The 18136-nt window shown below is 66.4% G+C and carries 15 protein-coding genes; 8 read left to right on the top strand and 7 right to left on the bottom strand.

What is annotated here, in order from left to right:
* The first annotated feature begins 168 nt into the window (after window positions 1-168).
* The 3 genes from ligK to KYX69_RS18955 all read left to right on the top strand — a co-directional run bounded on the left by ligK (window position 169) and on the right by KYX69_RS18955 (window position 2918).
* The gene (ligK, locus tag KYX69_RS18945) at window positions 169-843 is read left to right on the top strand and encodes a 4-carboxy-4-hydroxy-2-oxoadipate aldolase/oxaloacetate decarboxylase (RefSeq protein WP_300500217.1); all 675 of its coding nucleotides are present in this window, start codon (window positions 169-171) and stop codon (window positions 841-843) included.
* Window positions 836-1891, top strand: coding sequence for a 4-oxalomesaconate tautomerase (locus tag KYX69_RS18950; RefSeq protein WP_300500220.1), 1056 nt, complete (start codon window positions 836-838; stop codon window positions 1889-1891). The genes ligK and KYX69_RS18950 overlap by 8 nt, the downstream gene beginning before the upstream one ends.
* A gap of 136 nt (window positions 1892-2027) precedes the next feature.
* Entirely contained in the window at window positions 2028-2918 is an 891-nt protein-coding gene (locus tag KYX69_RS18955; RefSeq protein ID WP_300500223.1) for an amidohydrolase, read from the top strand.
* A 116-nt stretch (window positions 2919-3034) separates the two neighbouring features.
* On the opposite strand, the gene KYX69_RS18960 is transcribed toward KYX69_RS18955, so the two are convergent.
* Window positions 3035-4141, bottom strand: a complete 1107-nt coding sequence (locus KYX69_RS18960) for a 5-methyltetrahydropteroyltriglutamate--homocysteine S-methyltransferase (protein WP_300500225.1) — start codon at window positions 4139-4141, stop codon at window positions 3035-3037.
* Between the two features lie 80 nt (window positions 4142-4221).
* On the opposite strand from KYX69_RS18960, the gene KYX69_RS18965 reads away from it, so the two are divergent.
* The 3 genes from KYX69_RS18965 to KYX69_RS18975 are packed head-to-tail and all read left to right on the top strand — an operon-like array spanning window position 4222 to window position 7028.
* Window positions 4222-5244, top strand: a complete 1023-nt coding sequence (locus KYX69_RS18965; RefSeq protein WP_300500228.1) for an aromatic ring-hydroxylating dioxygenase subunit alpha — start codon at window positions 4222-4224, stop codon at window positions 5242-5244.
* Entirely contained in the window at window positions 5241-5666 is a 426-nt protein-coding gene (locus tag KYX69_RS18970) for a MarR family winged helix-turn-helix transcriptional regulator (RefSeq protein WP_300500231.1), read from the top strand. The genes KYX69_RS18965 and KYX69_RS18970 overlap by 4 nt, the downstream gene beginning before the upstream one ends.
* Before the next feature lie 48 nt (window positions 5667-5714).
* A complete protein-coding gene (locus KYX69_RS18975) occupies window positions 5715-7028 on the top strand; it encodes an MFS transporter (RefSeq protein ID WP_300500233.1) in 1314 nt (437 codons plus the stop codon).
* A gap of 7 nt (window positions 7029-7035) precedes the next feature.
* Here the strand turns inward: KYX69_RS18975 and KYX69_RS18980 are convergent, their stop codons facing one another.
* The 5 genes from KYX69_RS18980 to KYX69_RS19000 form a co-directional block, all read right to left on the bottom strand.
* Window positions 7036-8556, bottom strand: a complete 1521-nt coding sequence (locus KYX69_RS18980) for a tannase/feruloyl esterase family alpha/beta hydrolase (protein ID WP_300500236.1) — start codon at window positions 8554-8556, stop codon at window positions 7036-7038.
* Entirely contained in the window at window positions 8556-11189 is a 2634-nt protein-coding gene (locus KYX69_RS18985; RefSeq protein WP_300500239.1) for a TonB-dependent siderophore receptor, read from the bottom strand. Before KYX69_RS18985 ends, KYX69_RS18980 begins: the two co-directional genes overlap by 1 nt.
* Before the next feature lie 64 nt (window positions 11190-11253).
* Window positions 11254-12300, bottom strand: a complete 1047-nt coding sequence (locus KYX69_RS18990; RefSeq protein ID WP_300500241.1) for a hypothetical protein — start codon at window positions 12298-12300, stop codon at window positions 11254-11256.
* Window positions 12297-13418: a CapA family protein gene (locus KYX69_RS18995; protein ID WP_300500244.1), complete on the bottom strand. Its 1122-nt coding sequence runs from the start codon at window positions 13416-13418 to the stop codon at window positions 12297-12299. Before KYX69_RS18995 ends, KYX69_RS18990 begins: the two co-directional genes overlap by 4 nt.
* The gene (locus KYX69_RS19000; protein ID WP_300500246.1) at window positions 13415-14593 is read right to left on the bottom strand and encodes a cytochrome P450; all 1179 of its coding nucleotides are present in this window, start codon (window positions 14591-14593) and stop codon (window positions 13415-13417) included. The genes KYX69_RS18995 and KYX69_RS19000 overlap by 4 nt, the downstream gene beginning before the upstream one ends.
* Window positions 14594-14674: 81 nt before the next feature.
* On the opposite strand from KYX69_RS19000, the gene KYX69_RS19005 reads away from it, so the two are divergent.
* Together KYX69_RS19005 and KYX69_RS19010 are read left to right on the top strand one after the other, a co-directional pair.
* A complete protein-coding gene (locus KYX69_RS19005; RefSeq protein ID WP_300500249.1) occupies window positions 14675-15667 on the top strand; it encodes a LacI family DNA-binding transcriptional regulator in 993 nt (330 codons plus the stop codon).
* 63 nt (window positions 15668-15730) lie between these two features.
* Window positions 15731-16711: a hypothetical protein gene (locus KYX69_RS19010; RefSeq protein ID WP_300500252.1), complete on the top strand. Its 981-nt coding sequence runs from the start codon at window positions 15731-15733 to the stop codon at window positions 16709-16711.
* Between the two features lie 153 nt (window positions 16712-16864).
* On the opposite strand, the gene KYX69_RS19015 is transcribed toward KYX69_RS19010, so the two are convergent.
* A complete protein-coding gene (locus KYX69_RS19015) occupies window positions 16865-18112 on the bottom strand; it encodes an alpha/beta hydrolase (RefSeq protein ID WP_300500255.1) in 1248 nt (415 codons plus the stop codon).
* Between the last annotated feature and the right edge of the window lie 24 nt (window positions 18113-18136).

The following is an 18136-nucleotide window of genomic DNA, read 5'->3' on the forward strand; positions in this document are numbered from 1 at the left end:
CTTATTACATAAACGGAATTCATATTATGGCGTGTTGGAGATCGGCAGCCATGGAAGGTGAACATAGTCGCGGGCCGAAATGCGCATTTGTTCAAAAAAGCGAACATGTCGCGCAACAAGGCTGCATCGGCCCAAAGGCGGGTTCGACATTCCGCACCGGAGAAGACAATGAGTGCACGCGTCGTCCAGAATATCGAGCGCACCCCGATGGACATCGTCGATGGCCTTGGCCAGGCCGGCGTTGCAACGGTGCATGAGGCGCAGGGGCGGATCGGGCTGCTCGCCCACACCATGCGTCCGATTTACTCCGGGGCGCGGATCGCGGGGAATGCGGTGACCATCTCGTCCCCGCCCGGCGACAATTGGATGGTGCATGTCGCGATCGAGCAGCTGCAGGCGGGCGATATCCTCGTCCTCGCGCCGACCTCCCCATGCGTCGATGGCTATTTCGGCGATCTGCTGGCGACCAGCGCGATGGCGCGGGGGTGCCGCGGGCTGGTGATCGACGCGGGCGTGCGCGATGTGCGCGACCTGACGCAGATGGGCTTTCCGGTGTGGTCGAAGGTGGTGTTTGCGCAGGGGACGGTCAAGAATACGCTCGGGTCGGTCAATGTGCCGATCGTGTGTGCTGGGGCAGCTATCGAGCCGGGCGATGTCATCGTCGCCGATGATGACGGTGTGTGCGTGGTCAAGCGCGCCGATGCCGGCACTGTGCTGGAGGCGGCGCGCAAGCGCGAGGCGGCCGAGGAGGCCAAGCGCGTGCGGCTGGCGGCCGGGGAGCTGGGGCTCGACATTTACGACATGCGGCCGCGCCTCGCGGAGATGGGGCTGAAATATGAGTGAGGGCGCCCGCTGCATGTGGATGCGCGGGGGAACTTCGAAGGGGGGGTATTTCCTTGCCGACGACCTGCCCAGCGACACCGCCGCGCGCGACGCCTTCCTGCTGCGGGTGATGGGGTCGCCCGATCCGCGGCAAATCGACGGGATGGGCGGGGCCGATCCGCTGACGAGCAAGGTCGCGGTGGTGCGCAAGTCCGACCGTGATGGGGTCGACGTCGAGTATCTGTTCCTGCAGGTGTTCGTCGATCAGGCGATCGTCACCGATGCGCAGAATTGCGGGAATATCCTCGCCGGGATCGGGCCGTTCGCGATCGAGCGCGGGTTGGTGGCAGCGCAGGACGGCGAGACGCGCGTCGCGATCTTCATGGAGAATACCGGGCAGGTCGCGGTGGCGACGGTGCAGTCACCGGGCGGCGTGGTCCGTTATGACGGCGATGCCAGCATCAGCGGCGTGCCGGGAACTGCGGCCCCCATCCCCCTCGCCTTTCGCGACACCGCCGGATCGAGCTGCGGCGCGCTCTTGCCGACCGGTAATGGCGTCGACGAGATCGACGGCGTGAAGGTCACGCTGATCGACAATGGCATGCCGTGCGTGGTGATCGCGGCGAGCGATGTCGGCATCACCGGCTACGAGGACCGCGATACGCTCGACGCCGACGCGGCGATGAAGGCGAAGGTGGAGGCGATCCGGCTGAAGGCCGGGCCGTTGATGAACCTGGGCGATGTGACCGGGAAATCGGTGCCCAAGATGATGCTGGTCGCAGCGCCACGCGACGGTGGCGCGATTGCGGTGCGCTCGCTGATCCCGCATCGCGTGCATGCCTCGATCGGTGTGCTGGGGGCGGTCAGCGTGGCGACGGCGTGTCTGATCGAGGGATCGCCGGCGGCGGCGCTGGCGGTGGTGCCGGAGGGGCGGTCGCTGACCCTGGGCGTCGAGCATCCGACCGGGGTGACCGAGTGCGTCGTTACGCTGGATGATGCTGGCGCACCGGTTGAGGCCGGGATGCTGCGGACAGCACGGAAGCTGATGGATGGGGTTGTGTTCGGGTGATGCGGCGTCGGCGTTTGGCCAAGGGCGGTCAGGCCGGACGTGCTTCGTCGTCCACCCTGCCGCCACCGGCTCAGTCGCCTGTGGAGCGGTGGATCCTGAAACAAGTTCAGGATGACGGAAATATGGGAGTGTGGCGGTGAGCACAGATCAGGACGGACGTATCCGCAGCTGGACGCTGGAGCCGTCGAAGCCACGCTTCACCCCGCCTCCCGGAGCGGTCGACGCACATTGCCATGTGTTCGGGCCGCAGGCGCAATTCCCGTTCAGCCCCAAAGCCAAATATTTGCCGCAGGATGCTGGGCCCGACGCGCTGTTCGCGCTGCGCGCGCAGCTCGGCTTTGCGCGCAATGTCATCGTTCAGGCGAGCTGTCACGGGACCGACAATGCGGCAACGCTGAACGGCATTGCCGTGTCGAACGGCACGTGTCGCGGGGTCGCGGTGGTCGATCCGGCGATCGGCGACGCCGAGCTGGATGCGCTGCATGCGGGCGGCATTCGCGGGGTGCGGTTCAACTTTTTGAAGCGGCTGGTGGACGATGCGCCGAAGGACAAGTTCCTCGAAGTGGCGGAACGGATCGCGCGGCTGAACTGGCACGTCGTGGTCTATTTCGAGGCGGATATTCTTGAGGAAATGAAGCCGTTCCTCGCCACGATCCCGGTGCCGATCGTGATCGACCATATGGGCCGGCCCGATGTGCGGCAGGGGCCGGACGGCGCGGACATGACGGCGTTTCGCGCGCTGCTCGATAGTCGCGACGACATCTGGACCAAGGTCACGTGCCCCGACCGGCTCGATCCCGCCGGGCCGCCTTATGCCGATTTCGTGAACGCGGTGCGCCCGCTGGTCGAAGCCTATCCCGATCGCGTGCTGTGGGGCACCGATTGGCCGCATCCGAACATGGAGAGCGTGCTGCCCGATGACGGCGCGCTGGTTGATGTGATCCCCGAAATCGCGCCGACCGCGGCGTTGCAGCACAAGCTGCTCGTCGCCAATCCGATGCGGCTCTATTGGCCCGAGGAAGGCTGACCGGCGCGGAATTCGTGTGAAGAATCAACGTCCGTTTGCCCTGAGCCTGTCGAAGGGCGCGTCCACCAAGGGCAGACGCACGTGCTTCGACAAGCTCAGCACAAACGTAGGCGGGGTTACCCCCAAACGTCCTTCGCCACGTCGATCACCAGGCGCATCTTTGCCGCCTGCTGCTCGACCTCGATGTCGTTGCCGTGGACGGTCGAGGAGAAGCCGCATTGCGGCGACAGGGCGAGCTGATCGAGCGGCGCGAATTGCGCGGCTTCCTCGATGCGGCGCTTGACGTCGTCCTTTGACTCCAGCTCGCCGAGCTTGGTCGTGACGAGGCCGAGCACGACGGTCTTGCCCTTGGGGACAAAGCGCAGCGGGGCGAAATCGCCCGAGCGGGGATCGTCATACTCGAGAAAATAGCCGTCGATATTGAGTTCGTTGAACAGCACTTCGGCGACGGGCTCGTAGCCGCCTTCTGCTGCCCAGCTCGAGCGGAAATTGCCGCGGCAGAGGTGGACGCAGACGACCATGTCGTCGGGCTTGTCGCGGATCGAATCGTTGATGATGCGCGCGTAGAGGCGCGGCAGCTCGTCGGGGTCCATGCCGCGCTTGCGGGCGTTCTCACGCTGCGTGTCGTCGCACAGATACGCGAGGTTGGTGTCGTCGAGCTGGAGGTAGCGGCAGCCGGCATCGGCGAGGCTGGCGATCTCGGCGCGGTAGGCGGCGGCGAGGTCGGTGTAGAACTCCTCAAGGTCCGGATAGGCGGAGGCGTCGATCGCGTCGCGGCCGCCGCGAAAGTGCAGCATGGTCGGCGAGGGGATCGTCACCTTGGGCGTGCGCGACGTGCAGCTGGCGAGGAATTCATAATCGGCGCGCTGGATGTCCTTGGCATGGCCGATCTTGCCGGTGATTTTCATCACCGGCGGGGCATATTCCAGCTCCTTGCCGCCATGCTGGTGGAACTTCACCTGGGTGCCGCCAGCCTCATCGACGCCGTCGAGCTGGAGCAGGAAATCGGTGTGGAAATAGGTGCGGCGGAACTCACCGTCGGTGATGCCCTGAAGCCCCAGATCCTCCTGGAACTTCACCACGCCGCGAATCGCTTCGTCCTCGACGGCGCGCAATGCTGCGGCGTCGATCTCACCCGCCTTGAACGCGGCGCGGGCGTCGATCAGCGCCTTGGGGCGGAGGAAGCTGCCGACATGATCGGCGCGGAACGGGGGTGTGGGCATCCTGATTCTCCTTGCGATATTTGTAAGTGTTACATACAAAATGCTGCAATGAGCGATAGGACAGGAAGAGGAGCGAGGCAATGACCTGGATCACCAACCGCTGGTATGTCGCCGCATGGGATTCGGAGGTGGATCGCACGCCGATCGCGCGCACCATCTGTGGCGAACCGGTAATGCTCTACCGCAAGCTGGACCGCAGCGTGGTGGCGATGCGCGATGCGTGTCCGCACCGGCTGCTCCCGCTGTCGATGGGGTTCAAGGAGGGGGATTCGATCCGGTGCCGCTATCACGGGCTGCTGATCGAGCCCGATGGCTGTGCCAGCGAAATGCCGATCAAGTCGGAGGCGGTGCCCAAGGCGGTGTGCGCGACTTTGTATCCGGTGGTCGAGAAGCATCGCTTTGTGTGGGTGTGGATCGGCGATGCGGCGAAGGCGGATCCGGCGACGATCCCCGATTTCTGGCCGTGCAGCGCGCCGGGATGGACGTTCGATGGCGGGTATAATCACATCAGCTGCGATTACCGGCTGGTGATCGACAACCTCATGGACCTGTCCCACGAGACCTGGGTGCATCAGGGGTCGATCGGGCAGCACGAGATTACCGAGGCGCCGATCGAGACGGTGGTCGATGGCGAGGAAGTGTTCGTCCGCCGCTGGATGCCGGGGATCGAGCCGCCGCCCTTCTGGCGCGACGCGCTGCGCTCGGCCGGGCCGGTCGATCGCTGGCAGGTGTGCCACTTCATCCCGCCGTCATCGGTGCTGATCGATGTCGGCGTGTCTCCGGCGGATGCGGGGGATACGATCGAGGAGCATAATTCGGGGGTGCGCGGCTTCGTCGTCGATGCCATGACTCCGGAGACCGAAACGACGACTCACTATTTCTGGGGCATGGCGAGAAACTTCGACATCGACGATGCCGGCTTCACCGCACGGTTCAAGGCGCAGCAGGGCCAGGTGTTCGACGAGGATGTCGAAGTGCTGGAGGCGCAGCAGCGCAGCATAATGGCGAATCCCGACATGAAGCTGCGCGGCTATTCGATCGATCAGGGCAGCGTGCGGGCGCGGACGATCATCCGGAAATTGATGGAGGCGGAAGAGGCGTGACGATTGGCCGCGGCGATCTCGAGGGCATTCTGGGGCTCAGGCTGCGGCGCGCGCATGGCGCGGTGCAGCGGCATTTCGTCGAGCATTTCGCCGATCTGGGGCTGACGCAGAAACAGGTATCGGTGCTGTGGCTGACGGGGGATCACCCCGATCTGGCGCAGACCGATCTCGCTCAGGCGCTCGACATGGATCGTGCGACGACGATGGCGCTGGTGCATGGGCTGGAGAAGCGCGGGCTGGTATCGCGCAGCCCGTCGCGTACCGATGGACGGCGGATCGCGTTCCGGCTGACCGACGCGGGCGAAACCCTGCTGGCACAGGCAAAGGCCGCGATTCTGGAGCATGAAGCGTGGCTGAAGGCGCGATTCAGCGCCGCCGAACTGGCAACACTTGAGGAAATGCTCGCGCGCATCTATCGATAGGTTGTTTTCAGATATAACAATGGCCGGAACGCGGCCAATGGAGGGGAAATGGCTACCGATCCACGGGCGCTGATCGATCAGGCACCGATGTCCCGCTTCCAATGGGGCGTGGTCGCGACGATGGTGGGGCTCAACGCGCTCGACGGGTTCGACGTGCTGTCGATCAGCTTTGCCGCCAACGGCATTCGCGAGGAATGGCAGCTCGGCCCCTCCGGCCTTGGGCTGGTGCTGTCGATGGAGCTGATCGGCATGGCGGTCGGATCGCTGTTCCTGGGTGGGATCGCCGACCGGATCGGGCGGCGCGCGACCATCCTGTCGTGCCTGGTGCTGATGACGATCGGCATGCTGGGTGCGGCGAGCGCGGCAAATGTCGAAATCCTGTCGGGCTGGCGCGTGCTGACCGGGTTGGGCATCGGCGGCATGCTCGCCGCGACCAATGCCGCTGTGGCGGAGGCGGCCAATGCGCAGCGCCGCTCGCTCGCCGTGGTGCTGATGGCGGCAGGCTATCCGGTCGGCACGATCGTCGGCGGATCGATCTCGGGCCTGCTGCTGGTGCATTTTGACTGGCGCGCGGTGTTCGTGTTCGGCGCGATCTGCTCGCTGCTGTTCATCCCGCTGGTGCTGTGGCGCGCGCCGGAGTCGATTGCGTTCCTGATGCACAAGCGTCCGCCCAATGCGCTGGAGCGGATCAACGCGACGCTGGCGCGCATGGGGCACCCGCCGGTCGACGCCCTGCCCCCCGTGACCGACACGCCCAAGCGCAAGGTGCCGCTGGTCGCCCTGTTCTCACCGCAGCTCAGCCGGGCGACGATCCTGCTGACGCTGGCCTATCTGATGCACATCATGACCTTCTACTTCATCGTGAAGTGGATCCCGCCGATCGTGAAGGATATGGGCTTCCCGCCGCCCGAGGCGGCCGGTGTGCTGGTCTGGGCGAGCGTCGGCGGGGCGAGCGGGTCGCTGGTGCTGGGGCTGCTGACGGGCAAGATCCGGCTGCTCGCGCTGACCATCGTCGCGATGCTGCTGTCGACCGGCCTCGTCATCCTGTTCGGGCAGGGGCAGAGCGATCTGGCCGGGCTGTCGATGGTCGCGGCTGCGGCGGGCTTTGCCACCAACGCCGGGGTGGTCGGGCTGTACGCGCTGATCGCCCAGTCCTTCCCGACCAGCGTCCGCGCCAGCGCGACCGGATTTGTCATCGGCGTCGGGCGCGGTGGCTCCGCGCTGGCACCGGCGCTCGCCGGGTTCCTGTTCGCGGCGGGCTATCAGCTCCAGACGGTGGCGATCATGATGGGCCTCGGCTCGATCGTCGCGGCCGGTGCGCTGCTGGCGATGCGTGGGTGGAAGCCACCTGAGGCGGGGTGAACGCCGCTCAGGACCCCACTAACGACCTGCGGGACATGTAGCGGACCAGCGCCGGATCAACCGCGCAGCGATAGGAGGACGCGGCTTCGGTCGGTCCTTTCCGGTCCCAGCGCGCGGCTTGCGGATAGGGGCAGAGCGTGCGGGTGAACCGCTCCCTGCCCTCCTCGATCTTGGTGGCGGTGAGCCGCGTCGGGGCCTGCCCCTTTTCAACCCAGTGGATCAGCGACCACAGCACATCGCGCGATGGGTCGCCGGGCCAGCTCAGGTGCCCCGACGCGCCAAACTGGTCGGCTCCCGGACCGCGCGCGCAGTGGTACATGCCGGGGGCCATGAACAGGCGGACGCTGTCGTCCAGCTTGGCGAGCCCGCCATGGGCGCGAGCGAGCGCGGCATAATAGTCGATCGTCGGGCCGGCGTTGGTCGAGGGGTCGGCCCAACCCTGATAGAGGATCGCCTTGCCGCCCGCCCGGATGAACGGCTGGATTGCGACCTTGTCGGCGCGCAGCTCGGGCATTTTGCGGTTGGCGGCGAGCAGGTCGCGGCTGCGCTGGAAGCTGTCCTCGTTCCAGTTCGCGTCGTCGTACACGCCATCGGCCCACATCGCGCGCAGCAGCGGCGATGGCGGACCGGGGCGCGTGCGGACGCCCGCGAACAGGCCGCCGTCCATTGCCCTGCCCGCCTCGTCGCGCATCGGCGCGCGGATCAGGTCGAGCATCTTGAGCTTGGGTGCGGTCAGGCAGGCTTCGGTCTGGCCGGGCTTGCACAGCAACGTCGCGGTCTTGAACGTGCAGACGAGCGGCTTGCTGATCACCCCGTCCTTCACGCCATCCTGCGTATCGCACGCGGCGGTGGCCTTGCTTTCGTAGAGGGCCCAGTCGGCGTCGCTCAGCGCGCCTGCCGGGGTCCATTTCTGCTGCAGCGCGAACCACAGCATCCGCACCGATTGGAGCGGCATATACGGCCCCGGTGCGCCGGCGATGACCCCGTCATAGTCGCCGGGGTAGTTCTGCATTTGCTTGAGCGCCTGACGCCCGCCGCCCGAGCAGCCGGTGAAATAGCTCTTGTCCACCGTGCGGCCGTAGAATTTGGCGGCGAGTGCTTTGGCCGCGATGGCGGTCAAATGGACCGCGCGATGTTCGTAATCGACCCGCGCCTTGGGATCGGCCATCCAGCGCGCCTGGGTCACCTTGTGCCCGCTGTCGGTGGTGACGGTGGCAAAGCCCTCCCCCACCCGGCGGCTCATGTCGGTATAGTTGTAGACTCCAGCATCGCCGCCCACGCCCGCACCGAGCAGGCGGCCGTTCCACGTCGCGGGAAGCCAGAGTTCGAAGCCGATAGTGCCCTCGATCACCCCCTCGACCCGGCACAGCGGGACGCTGACCGGACCGCCGCGATAGAAGCTGGTGGTCTGCGGCGTCCAGCTGGGCGCGGGGGTGATGGCTGTCGCCGCGGTGACGGTCACCCCGCCCGGATGCGCGCCCGTGAGGGACGCGCACCCGGCCAGGGCTGCGGCGAGCAGTGCCGGCATCAGAACTTCACGTTCGCCGTGATCGCGAACATGCGCGGGATCGGGTTCGACGCCTGCGGGTCGAAGCCGTTGGTCGTGTCGACGAAGGGCGGATCCTCGTCGAACAGGTTGCGCACATCCAGCGACAGGTTGATCCGGTCGGTGAAGTCATAGCCGACCAGCAGGTCGAACGTGTCGTAGTTGCTGACATCGCGCACCACAGTCGAGGTGGTGTTGGTGTAGCCGTTGAGGTGGTTCCAGGTCAGGCGCGATTTGAACCCGCCGACCTTCGCGCCGATGTCCGCCTGGGTGCGGAATTTCTGGGTGAAACCGATCGTGTCGAGCACATTGACCAGCCCCGCGCCCGGCACCGCTTCGAACAGATAGTCGAGGATATAGGTGCCCTGAATCCCTGCATCGAGCTCCACCCCGCCCCAGTTCCAGCGATAGGCGGCGGTGAAATCGAGCCCGCGGAACAGCGAGGTGCCGAGATTCTGGCGACGGCCATCGGCGATGAACGTCACCAGCGACTGGTTGATCGCCTGGTTGATCGGCAGGCCCGAATTGACCAGCGCGCTGATCTGCGCCGGGGTCGGATTGAACTGCACGAACTGGCTGTAGATCGGGTTGGTGAGCAGGCCGGGCGTGCCGCGCAGCGCCTGAATCTGGTCGGTATAGTCGATCCGGAAATAGTTGAGCGACGCGGTGAAGCCGGGGATTTCCGGCGGCGTCACATCGACGCCGAACGACCAGGTGGTCGCCTGTTCGGGCTTCAGATTGGGATTGCCGCCGGCGATGCCGATACCGATCTGGTTGCCGCTGGGCCCGGGCAGCGTATCGAAATACAGGCCGGCGCCGCCGCCGACGGTCGACACTTCGGTAAAGGTCGGCGCGCGGAACGAGGTGCCGTAGGTCCCCTTGAGCACCAGCCCGGTCCAGGGCGAGTAGGTCACGCCGATCTTGGGATTCGTGGTGCTGCCGAAATCGCTGTAATTCTCATGCCGCAGCGCGAGGCTGAGGTTGAGGCGCTCAAGGCCCGGCGCGGCATTGTCGGCACCGACGATCGGCACGAACAGTTCGGCGAAGACCGCGTCGACATTGCGGCTTCCGTCACTGGCGGTGCGGACCTGCGTTGCGGCCTGTCCGGTGAGCAGCGAGGTGTAGGTATATTCGACGCGATGCTCGGCACCGAGCGCGATGCGGACATTGCCGCCTGGGATCGCGAACAGCGACCCGTCCATCTGCGCGTTGATGACCTCAAGCCGGGTCTTGCCCTCGATCACGAAGTAATTGTCGGTGATCCGCGCGAGCGTCGCCGGGTTGTTCGCGCCGCCGAACACGTTGAGCGCGGTGGCCGGGTTGGTGTCGGCAAGCGCGGCATTGAGCGCGCCGGCATTGATGCCCGAGCGGCGGCGGTCGGCGACCTCTTCCGACCGGCCCTGAGCATAATAGACCGTGCCCTGGAAGTCGCCGAACAGGTCGGCCTCGACCCCGCCCGACACGTTCCAGGTGCTGGCCCAATAGGGGTTGGGCAGCGCACCGGTCGCGCCGAGGAAGGTCGTCTGGACCGTCACCGACGTCGCGCCGGGGACCGGGGAGACGAAGAAGGGGTTGGTGCTCGGCACGGTCGCGTTCGCGGTCGGGTTGAACAGCAAGGTGCCGCTGCGCCGCGAGTAGAAGCCGTCGGCGAAGATGCGGATTCCGTCGGTGATGTCCTGGCTCACCGCCGCCACGCCGCTCCAACGTTCCTGATCGGGGATGACCTGGGCAATGTCGCGGAATTCGCAGAGGTTGCGGGTGTTGGCGACGAGGCTGCCGACCGTACCGGGCGTCACGCCGCCCGCGGGAATCGCATAGTTGACCCCGCCCGCGACGATGGTGCCGGGCGCGCAGTTGGTGCCGCGCAGGTCGCGCCCGCCCCGGCTGCGATTGTCGGAGGTGTAGAAGTCGAGTTCGGAGCCGAACAGATTGTTGTTCTTGGCATATTCGCCGGCGGCCATGATCCAGCCGCTATCCCATTTATGCCCGAGCAATATGGCGGCCTGCGCCTCGTAATAGTCGGCTTCGGTGATGCCGTAGCGGCCGCGCACCTCGATCCCGGAGAAATCCTTGCGCAGGATCAGGTTGACCACGCCGGCGACCGCGTCCGAGCCATAGACGGCGGAGGTGCCGTCGGCGACGACCTCGATCCGGCCGAGCGCGATCGAGGGGATGGCGGAGGGATCGGTGAACTGGCCCTGCGTCCCCTGTGGCGGCAGGCGCTTGCCGTCATACAAAAGTAGCGTGGCGTTGGTGGACAGGCCGCGCAGGTTGATGCCGGCGCCGCGCGTGGCATTGGCCGCGCCGTTCTGAGCGCTGCCGCCGGCACGGTTCGCGCCCAGCGACACGACCTGCGGCACGCGGCGGAGGATGTCGTTGGTCGAGGTGACCGGCTCTTCCATGATCTGGTCGGCATCGATCGCGATCACTGCCGAGCCGACCGGGTCGATGCCGCGGATGCGGCTGCCGGTGACGACGATGTCCTGTTCGGCGGCCTGCGCGTCGATGGCCGGAGTCTCTTCCTGCGCGAGGGCCGGGCTGGCGATGGCGAGCGCGAGCGCGCCCAATGCGCTGCGGCCCAACAGGGTCGACGGGCGACAAATGGTGTTGGTCATTTCATTCCCCTCCTTATGTTCAGCCCGCCTGTCTCTGCGGGTCGAATGAACGCGATGGTTTGTTTCAGGTGGTTTCCGCACGCGCCGCCCGGGCGGGCCGGTCGGCAAAGCGCGGGGCAAGCGAAAGCAACACGATGGCGGCGATCAGGATTCCGGCACCGACCAGCTCGGCCGGGCGCGGATGCGGCAGGCCCCAGACCCAGGCGAGGATCAATGCACCGCCGACGCCCGCGACGAGGCTGGCGGCGCGCTCCAGCGGCACGCAGTACGCGTTCTCGCGCGGGTCGAGCAGGATGATGATCGCGAAGACCGAGACGATGGTGAGCGTGATGCCGATGCCGAGCAGCGGCCAGATCACCGGATCGGTCCACACCGAGATAAAGCCCCAGCCGAGCGCGCCCGACTGGCTGCCAATGCCCGAGGCGGAGATCGCCGCGAGAATCGCAACCGACAGCGGCAGCGCGAACACCTTTTCCTCGACGAAATATTGCCGGACGCTGGCGGGATCGCCGCTCTTCGACACCTTGGTCATCACGATCAGGCGGACGAAGTAGCCGATGGTGTAGAGCACCACCGTCAGGATAGCGAGTGGCGGGAGATACAGGCCGCCCCGGTCCTTCAGCGTGATCACCATCGCGGCCAGCACCATCACCAGCGCAGTCCAGCTCCACCAGCGCACGCGGCGGCCGAAGATCAGGTCGACGATCGGCGCGATGATCAGGATGTCGCCGCGCATCAACAGCTGGATGAACGGGATGCTGACGCCTTCGAAGGTGAAGGAGAGCGGCACGGTGAACAGCACCAGCGCGGTGCCGAGCCCCGAATACATGGTATATTTGGTCGGCACCGGGATGCGGCGACCGAGCACCATCACGCCATGCGCGTCCTTGTGCCAGCCCGACCACCAGATGAAGAGATAGGTCAGCACGGTCGAGATGATCAGCGACGCAGGGAGCGTCTCAAGGCCGGTCAGCGGACGGCCGAGGCCGGGATGGACCGTGCTCGTCACCAGCTTGGTGATGATGACGTTGGGCAGATAAGCGATGAGATAGAGGAAAACATAGCCTTCCAGGGGGAAGCCCGATGCGGTTGCGGGTTTGCCGTCGCTCATGCCGCGGCTTCCAGGACGACCATGTCACTCTCCACACGATAGCGGGCGTTGAGCCCTGCTTCGGCGGTCACGGCCGCCATGTAGTCGACGATTTCAGCGTGCCGGTCGTTGCCCGGTTCGACGAAGCGCGGCACGGCGTCGCGGTCGATATAGAGCGGGAGGAAGCCCGAGCGGACGATGCGCCCGTTGGCGATCTCGAACCGCGCGACCAGCGACATGCGCGATGCCTTGGGAAAATTGTACAGGCTTTCGAAGTCCGGCTCCCACTCCTCGGCGAGCACGCGGATTTCGTTGAAGCTTTTCGACGCGGCGTGGACCGGGTCCATGCGCAGGTCGGTGGCGAAGTTGCACAGCGAGTAGAAGACCGGCGCACCGTCGATGACCTCGCAGCCCTTCAGGATGTGCGGGTGGCCGCCGAGGATCGCGTCGGCCCCGGCGGCGACTGCAGCACGCGCGACATCGCGCTGATAGTCGGCGATGCTCGCGCGGACGAAATGGATGCCCCAGTGGAGCGAGACGAAGACGAGGTCAGCATCGGCCTTGGCAGCGCGGATATCCGCCTCGAGCGCCGCGAGATCCTCGCGGTGCGGGAAGGTGTGGATGCGCGCGGGGGTGCCGGGCTGGTCATGTTCGATCTGTTCGTAGAGCGTGTGCGCGCGCATCGGGGCACAACCGGGGCGGCGTTCCTCCGCCCAATAGCTGTGCGGGAGGATGGTGCAGTAAGCGAGGATCGCGACGCGCGTTCCATCGCCGAGCGTGATCTTCACGGGCTTGCGCGCTTCGGCGATATTCGCCCCTGCCCCGACGACCTTGAGCCCGACGCGCTCGAGGTTCGCCTTGGTCTCGAAAAAGGCGTCATTGCCCCAGTCGAGGACGTGGTTGCCCGCCATCGAAATGACGTCGAATCCGGCGCGCGCGAGTGCATCAGCACCGTCTGGGCGGGCGAGCACGGCGTGGCGCGCTTGCGGCAGGCGGACGCCCTTTTCGGCGAAGCTAGTTTCCAGCTGGGCGAAGGCGATGTCGGCGGCGTGCAGCACGTCACGGGTTGCGACATAGCTCTCGTCATAATCGTCGCGATCGGGGGCGAGGTCGCCCGCGGCGAGGAAAATATGGGTCATGCCGCGTGTCCGAACGCGATCGGCACGCTGAGCGCGCCGATTTCCGGGAAGCGGGTCGGCTTGGGCTCACCGGTCAGGGTGAAGCCGGGTGCGGCGGCGAGTAGTTCCTCGACCGCCACATTCAGTTCCAGCGTCGCCAGCGCCGCACCGACGCACGAGTGCGTGCCGCGCCCGAACGCGAGCGAATCCTTCATGTTCGGGCGATCGATGCGGAACTGGTCGGCGTCCTCGAATACCTCTTCGTCGCGATTGGCCGAGGCATAGACGAGCGCGATCGGCTCGCCGGCAGGGATCGTGCGCCCGCGGATCGTCACATCGGTGACCGCGGTACGCGCGAACCCGCGATATGGAGTGTAGAGGCGCAGAAATTCCTCGACCGCCGCAGGAACCAGTGCCGGGTCGGCGCGCAGCTTTGCCTGCAGCGCCTGATCGCGACCCAGATGCACCGCGATCGACCCGATCATCACGCTCGGCGCAATGATGCCGACGACCAGCACCTGACGGATCGTGCCGACGATCATCTCTTCGGGCAGCGGCTCGCCATCGACACGCGTGGCGAGCAAAGCGCTGGTCACATCCTCATCGACCGGGAGCGGGTTCGCCTTGCGGTCGGCGACGATGCCGCGCGCCATATCGTAAAGCAGCAGGCTCGATTCCTTGGTCGCGTCCATATCGGCGGACTGAACCGCAATATTGTAGCGCTGACCGACGCGGGTGAGTTCGTCCACCGCATCGGGCGTCAGGTTCATCCAGTGCGCGAACACCGCGATCGGCATGTGCGCGGAATAATCGGCGACGACATCGCCCCCACCCTGCGCGACCATGTCAGTCAGCAGGTCCCGACAAATTCGCCGCACGATCGGCTCCAGCCTCGCGACCTTACGCTCGGTCAGCAGGGGCGCGATCGCGCGGCGATAGGGGGTGTGCTCGGGTGGATCCAGATGCAGCGGCGGGCGGCGGCCGGTGAAGGCAACCTTTGGCACGACATTCTGTTTGGAGGTGATGAAGGTCTGCCAATCGGTCGCCGCGGCGGCGACATCGGCGTGTTTCATCAAGGCCCAAAAGCCGCCCCACGCGTCGCTATGCGCAACGGGGCACCGGGCGCGCAGCTCGGCATACTCCCCATTCGCGCTGTCGAACGTCTCCGGCTGAAGCGGATCGAAGTCATGCGTCATAACAATTGGCCTAAATGACGATGCACGCGCTTGCAAGAAACTTTTTCGCCTTTTTGTGCCGTGCTGTGTAGGAAATGCCGCATGGCAGGACGAAATCCGCGATTAGATGATGTGGCGGCAATGGCAGGCGTGTCGGCGGCGACCGTCTCGCGTTATCTCAACAGCCCGGAAGTGGTGGCCGCAGCGACGGGCGCGCGCATTCGCGAAGCCATTGAGAAGACAGGCTATGTCCAGAACCTGGCGGCCACCGCACTGGCCGGCAGCCGCAGCCGCCTGATCGCGGCGCTGGTCCCCGACATCGCGCAATCGATCTTCAACGACACCGTCGAAGCGATGATCGACGAGCTGTCGAGCGACGGCAACAGCGTCATGCTCGCGCTGACCGGTGCCGACAATCACCGGCTGACGCGCGAGATCAACATGGCGTTGGGGCGGCGAGTCGATGCGATCATCCTGACCGGCATCGTGTCGGACGAAGAGATGCGCCAGCGGCTGCGTTCGGCCGGAACGACGGTGATCGAAACCTGGGGGCTGCCCGACGATCCGATCGATGTCGCCGTCGGCTTTTCCCACCGCGCGGCGGGTGAGGAAATGGCGCGGTTTCTGCGCCAGCGCGGCTATCGCCGCCCGCATCTGGTCGTCCCGCGATCGACCCGGTCGGAGCGGCGCGCGGACGGATTTGCGACGCGCTGGGTGCATGACGGCGGGGCCGCGCCGACTCGGCTGGAAGTCAATGTTCCCAGTCACTTTGGCCAGGGGCGGCTGGCCTATCGCGGCTTGAGCGACCTTGCCGAGCAGCCCGATGTCGTGGTGTGCGGATCGGACTGGATTGCCCAGGGACTGATTGTCGAGGCACAGGCGGCGGGCATTCGCGTGCCGGACCAGCTGGCAGTGACCGGCTTTGGCAATTTGCGGCTCGCGGGCGACATGCGCCCGACCATCACGTCGATGGATGTCGATGGGGCCCGCATCGCGCGGGAGGTGATGCGGGTGCTGCGCGCGCGGGCGGCGGGGCAAGAGATTGAGCGGCGCATCGATGTCGGCTTTCGGGTGATCGCGCGTGAGAGCGCATGAAAGGGCTTGCATCGGCGATTTGCCAAGTTAGTTTTCTCGCATAACAACATTGGGAGAGTGACGATGCGGATCGGGATGATGGCGTTTGGACTGGCGCTGCTGGGTGGCACCGCACTGGCGCAGACGGCCCCGCAGCCCGATCCCGAAGCCGCCCGCCGCTTTGCCGAAATGCGCGCCGCAGACGCCAAGCGTCCCGATTCGGTCGGCACCGGACCCTATGCCGCGATCAAGGAGGCCGATCCCGGCATTCCCGACCACACCGTTTATCGCCCGGCCGATCTGTCCAAGCTGGGCGGCAAGAAATTGGGCGTAGTGATCTGGGGCAATGGCGGATGCGCGGCCGACGGCGCGAGCGCGCGGCATCACCTCGCGCAGATTGCGTCCTATGGTTATCTGGTGATCGCGCCGGGCAAGATTTACAGCGGACCGGGCGCTCTGCCCCGCCCCGCCGATGCCGCGCCGCGCGGCGTCGATCCGGTCACGGGTCAGCTCCCCCCGCCCCCGACCAGCGCGCAGGACGTGCTCAAGGGGCTCGACTGGGCGCTTGCGGAAAATGGCCGCACCGGTAGCCGCTACAAGGGGCTGATCGATCCGGCGCAGGTCGCCGTCGCCGGGCATAGCTGCGGGGGGCTGCAAGCGATCCAGGCGGGTGCGGAAAAGCGCATCAAGACCGTGCTGGTCCACAACAGCGGCGTGTTCAATGACGGCAAACAGTCGATCAGCGGCATGACTGTGGACAAGGCGATGCTGAAGGCGCTGCACACCCCGACCCTCTATGTGCTGGGCGGAAAGGGCGATGTGGCGTGGCCCAATGGCAGCGACGATTATGCCCGGATCACCCATATCCCGGTCGCGCTGATCGACGGCGATGTCGGCCATGGCGGCACGTTCCGCGAGGAGAATGGCGGCGATGTCGGGCGCTTCTCGGTGGCGTGGCTGAACTGGCAGCTACGCGGCGATGCCGAGGCGGGGAAGCTGTTCACCGGGGCGGATTGCGGACTGTGCAAGGACCCGAAGTGGAAGATCGCGCGCAAGGGGATTTGAGAAGGCTTACAATCCTCCCCCGCCAGGGGGAGGTGGCAGCGTAGCTGACGGAGGGGGCGGAAGCACGTCGGCAAGAGGCTCTAGCACACAGCCGCCCTCCCCCTCCGTCGCTTTCAGCGACACCTCCCCCTTGCGGGGGGAGGATCATTCAGGTCACCGACAGTTCCCCCCGCGCCAGCACGGGCGCAGCATTGGGGCGGGCTGGTGCGGGACGAAGGCGGCGGGGGTCTGCGGCCATTTGCCCGTCGCGATGCGCGTATCGAGATAGCGGATCGTCGCCAGCACCGTCGCGGTGTCGAAGGTGCAATGACCCGCCGCGTTGACGTAGAGGCTCTTCACATCGCCACGCGCGGCTTGCGCATAGCCGCGCTGCATCGCCGGGGCGGTCAGGCCGTCGCCGATGGTCTGGACCGCGACCAGTGGCACCAGCGGGCGCGCGTTCGGCGTGTAGTGGGCGCGCATATAGGCGACCGCCTTGGGATCGGCGGCGATGCGCTGGCCGGCGTCGAGGATGGCGAGATCGGCGTCGAGCTTGAGCCCGGCTTGACGGTAGAGCGCCTCGACCATCGCTCGGCGGCCCGATTTTGCGAGCTGTGCGCGATAGTCGATACCGGTGTTCCAGCTGAAATTACCGCCCGCGCGCGCCTCCTGATCGGTGCGCGGGAGATAGACGCCCATGACGAAGGATTTGGCGATCTCTGCGGCTTGCGCGGCATAGTCGGTGGCGGCGGGCCGGGGCTTGTCGCGGCTGGTCCAGTTGGGGATGCCGGCGAGGACGCCGGCGAGAGCGATGCGCGCGCGGCCCTGCGGGGTCTTGGACGCCTCGGCGAGCGCATCGGCGACGCGCTTGCCGTTGACGCGGTCGTCGTCGATGCCGGTGACGCGAATGCCTGAGTCGGGGGCGATCAGGGTGCGGAAGGCGTAGGCGCCGTCGAGCGCCATGTTCATCATGCCGAGCGACCCGCCGATCGACGCGCACATCGGGGCGGCGCCGTCGATCCCGCTGCCCTTTGCCTCGGCCAGCGCCGTGCTGACGAGGCCGCCCATCGAGCTGCCCCAGGCGATGACGCGGTTCGGCTTGCCGTGCTTTGCAGCGAAGGCGGCGATGGCGGCGCGCTGGGCGGGAACCGCCTGTTCGAGCGCCCAGCCGCCGCTGCCATAGTCCGACCCGGCAATGGCGTAGCCGGCGTCGAGCAGTGCCTGGCGATGCTGTTTGGGGGCGGGATCGGGGTTGCCCGCGCTGGGGGAGTAGCCACGGCTATAGAGCAACAGGGTGCCGTTCCAGTTGGCTGGAACCTCCGCCGACCATCTGGCACCACCCGGCAGCGTCTGCTCCTGTCGCGCCGCCCCCGGCAGCGTCATCGCCAGCATCGTCACCGCCGCAATCGCGCCCGTCCGCATCGCCCTCTCCTCTTTTTGCTTGCG

The sequence above is a fragment of the Sphingomonas sp. genome (genome assembly GCF_030145815.1).
GTDB lineage: Bacteria > Pseudomonadota > Alphaproteobacteria > Sphingomonadales > Sphingomonadaceae > Sphingomonas.

Coding starts and splice junctions, on each gene's coding strand:
- KYX69_RS18960 (WP_300500225.1), bottom strand. CDS start 4,141: ATGCCCACACCCCCGTTCCGCGCCGATCATGTCGGCAGCTTCCTCCGC.
- KYX69_RS19010 (WP_300500252.1), top strand. CDS start 15,731: ATGCGGATCGGGATGATGGCGTTTGGACTGGCGCTGCTGGGTGGCACC.
- KYX69_RS18985 (WP_300500239.1), bottom strand. CDS start 11,189: ATGACCAACACCATTTGTCGCCCGTCGACCCTGTTGGGCCGCAGCGCA.
- KYX69_RS19005 (WP_300500249.1), top strand. CDS start 14,675: ATGGCAGGACGAAATCCGCGATTAGATGATGTGGCGGCAATGGCAGGC.
- KYX69_RS19000 (WP_300500246.1), bottom strand. CDS start 14,593: ATGACGCATGACTTCGATCCGCTTCAGCCGGAGACGTTCGACAGCGCG.
- KYX69_RS18995 (WP_300500244.1), bottom strand. CDS start 13,418: ATGACCCATATTTTCCTCGCCGCGGGCGACCTCGCCCCCGATCGCGAC.
- ligK (WP_300500217.1), top strand. CDS start 169: ATGAGTGCACGCGTCGTCCAGAATATCGAGCGCACCCCGATGGACATC.
- KYX69_RS18975 (WP_300500233.1), top strand. CDS start 5,715: ATGGCTACCGATCCACGGGCGCTGATCGATCAGGCACCGATGTCCCGC.
- KYX69_RS18990 (WP_300500241.1), bottom strand. CDS start 12,300: ATGAGCGACGGCAAACCCGCAACCGCATCGGGCTTCCCCCTGGAAGGC.
- KYX69_RS18950 (WP_300500220.1), top strand. CDS start 836: ATGAGTGAGGGCGCCCGCTGCATGTGGATGCGCGGGGGAACTTCGAAG.
- KYX69_RS18980 (WP_300500236.1), bottom strand. CDS start 8,556: ATGCCGGCACTGCTCGCCGCAGCCCTGGCCGGGTGCGCGTCCCTCACG.
- KYX69_RS18965 (WP_300500228.1), top strand. CDS start 4,222: ATGACCTGGATCACCAACCGCTGGTATGTCGCCGCATGGGATTCGGAG.
- KYX69_RS19015 (WP_300500255.1), bottom strand. CDS start 18,112: ATGCGGACGGGCGCGATTGCGGCGGTGACGATGCTGGCGATGACGCTG.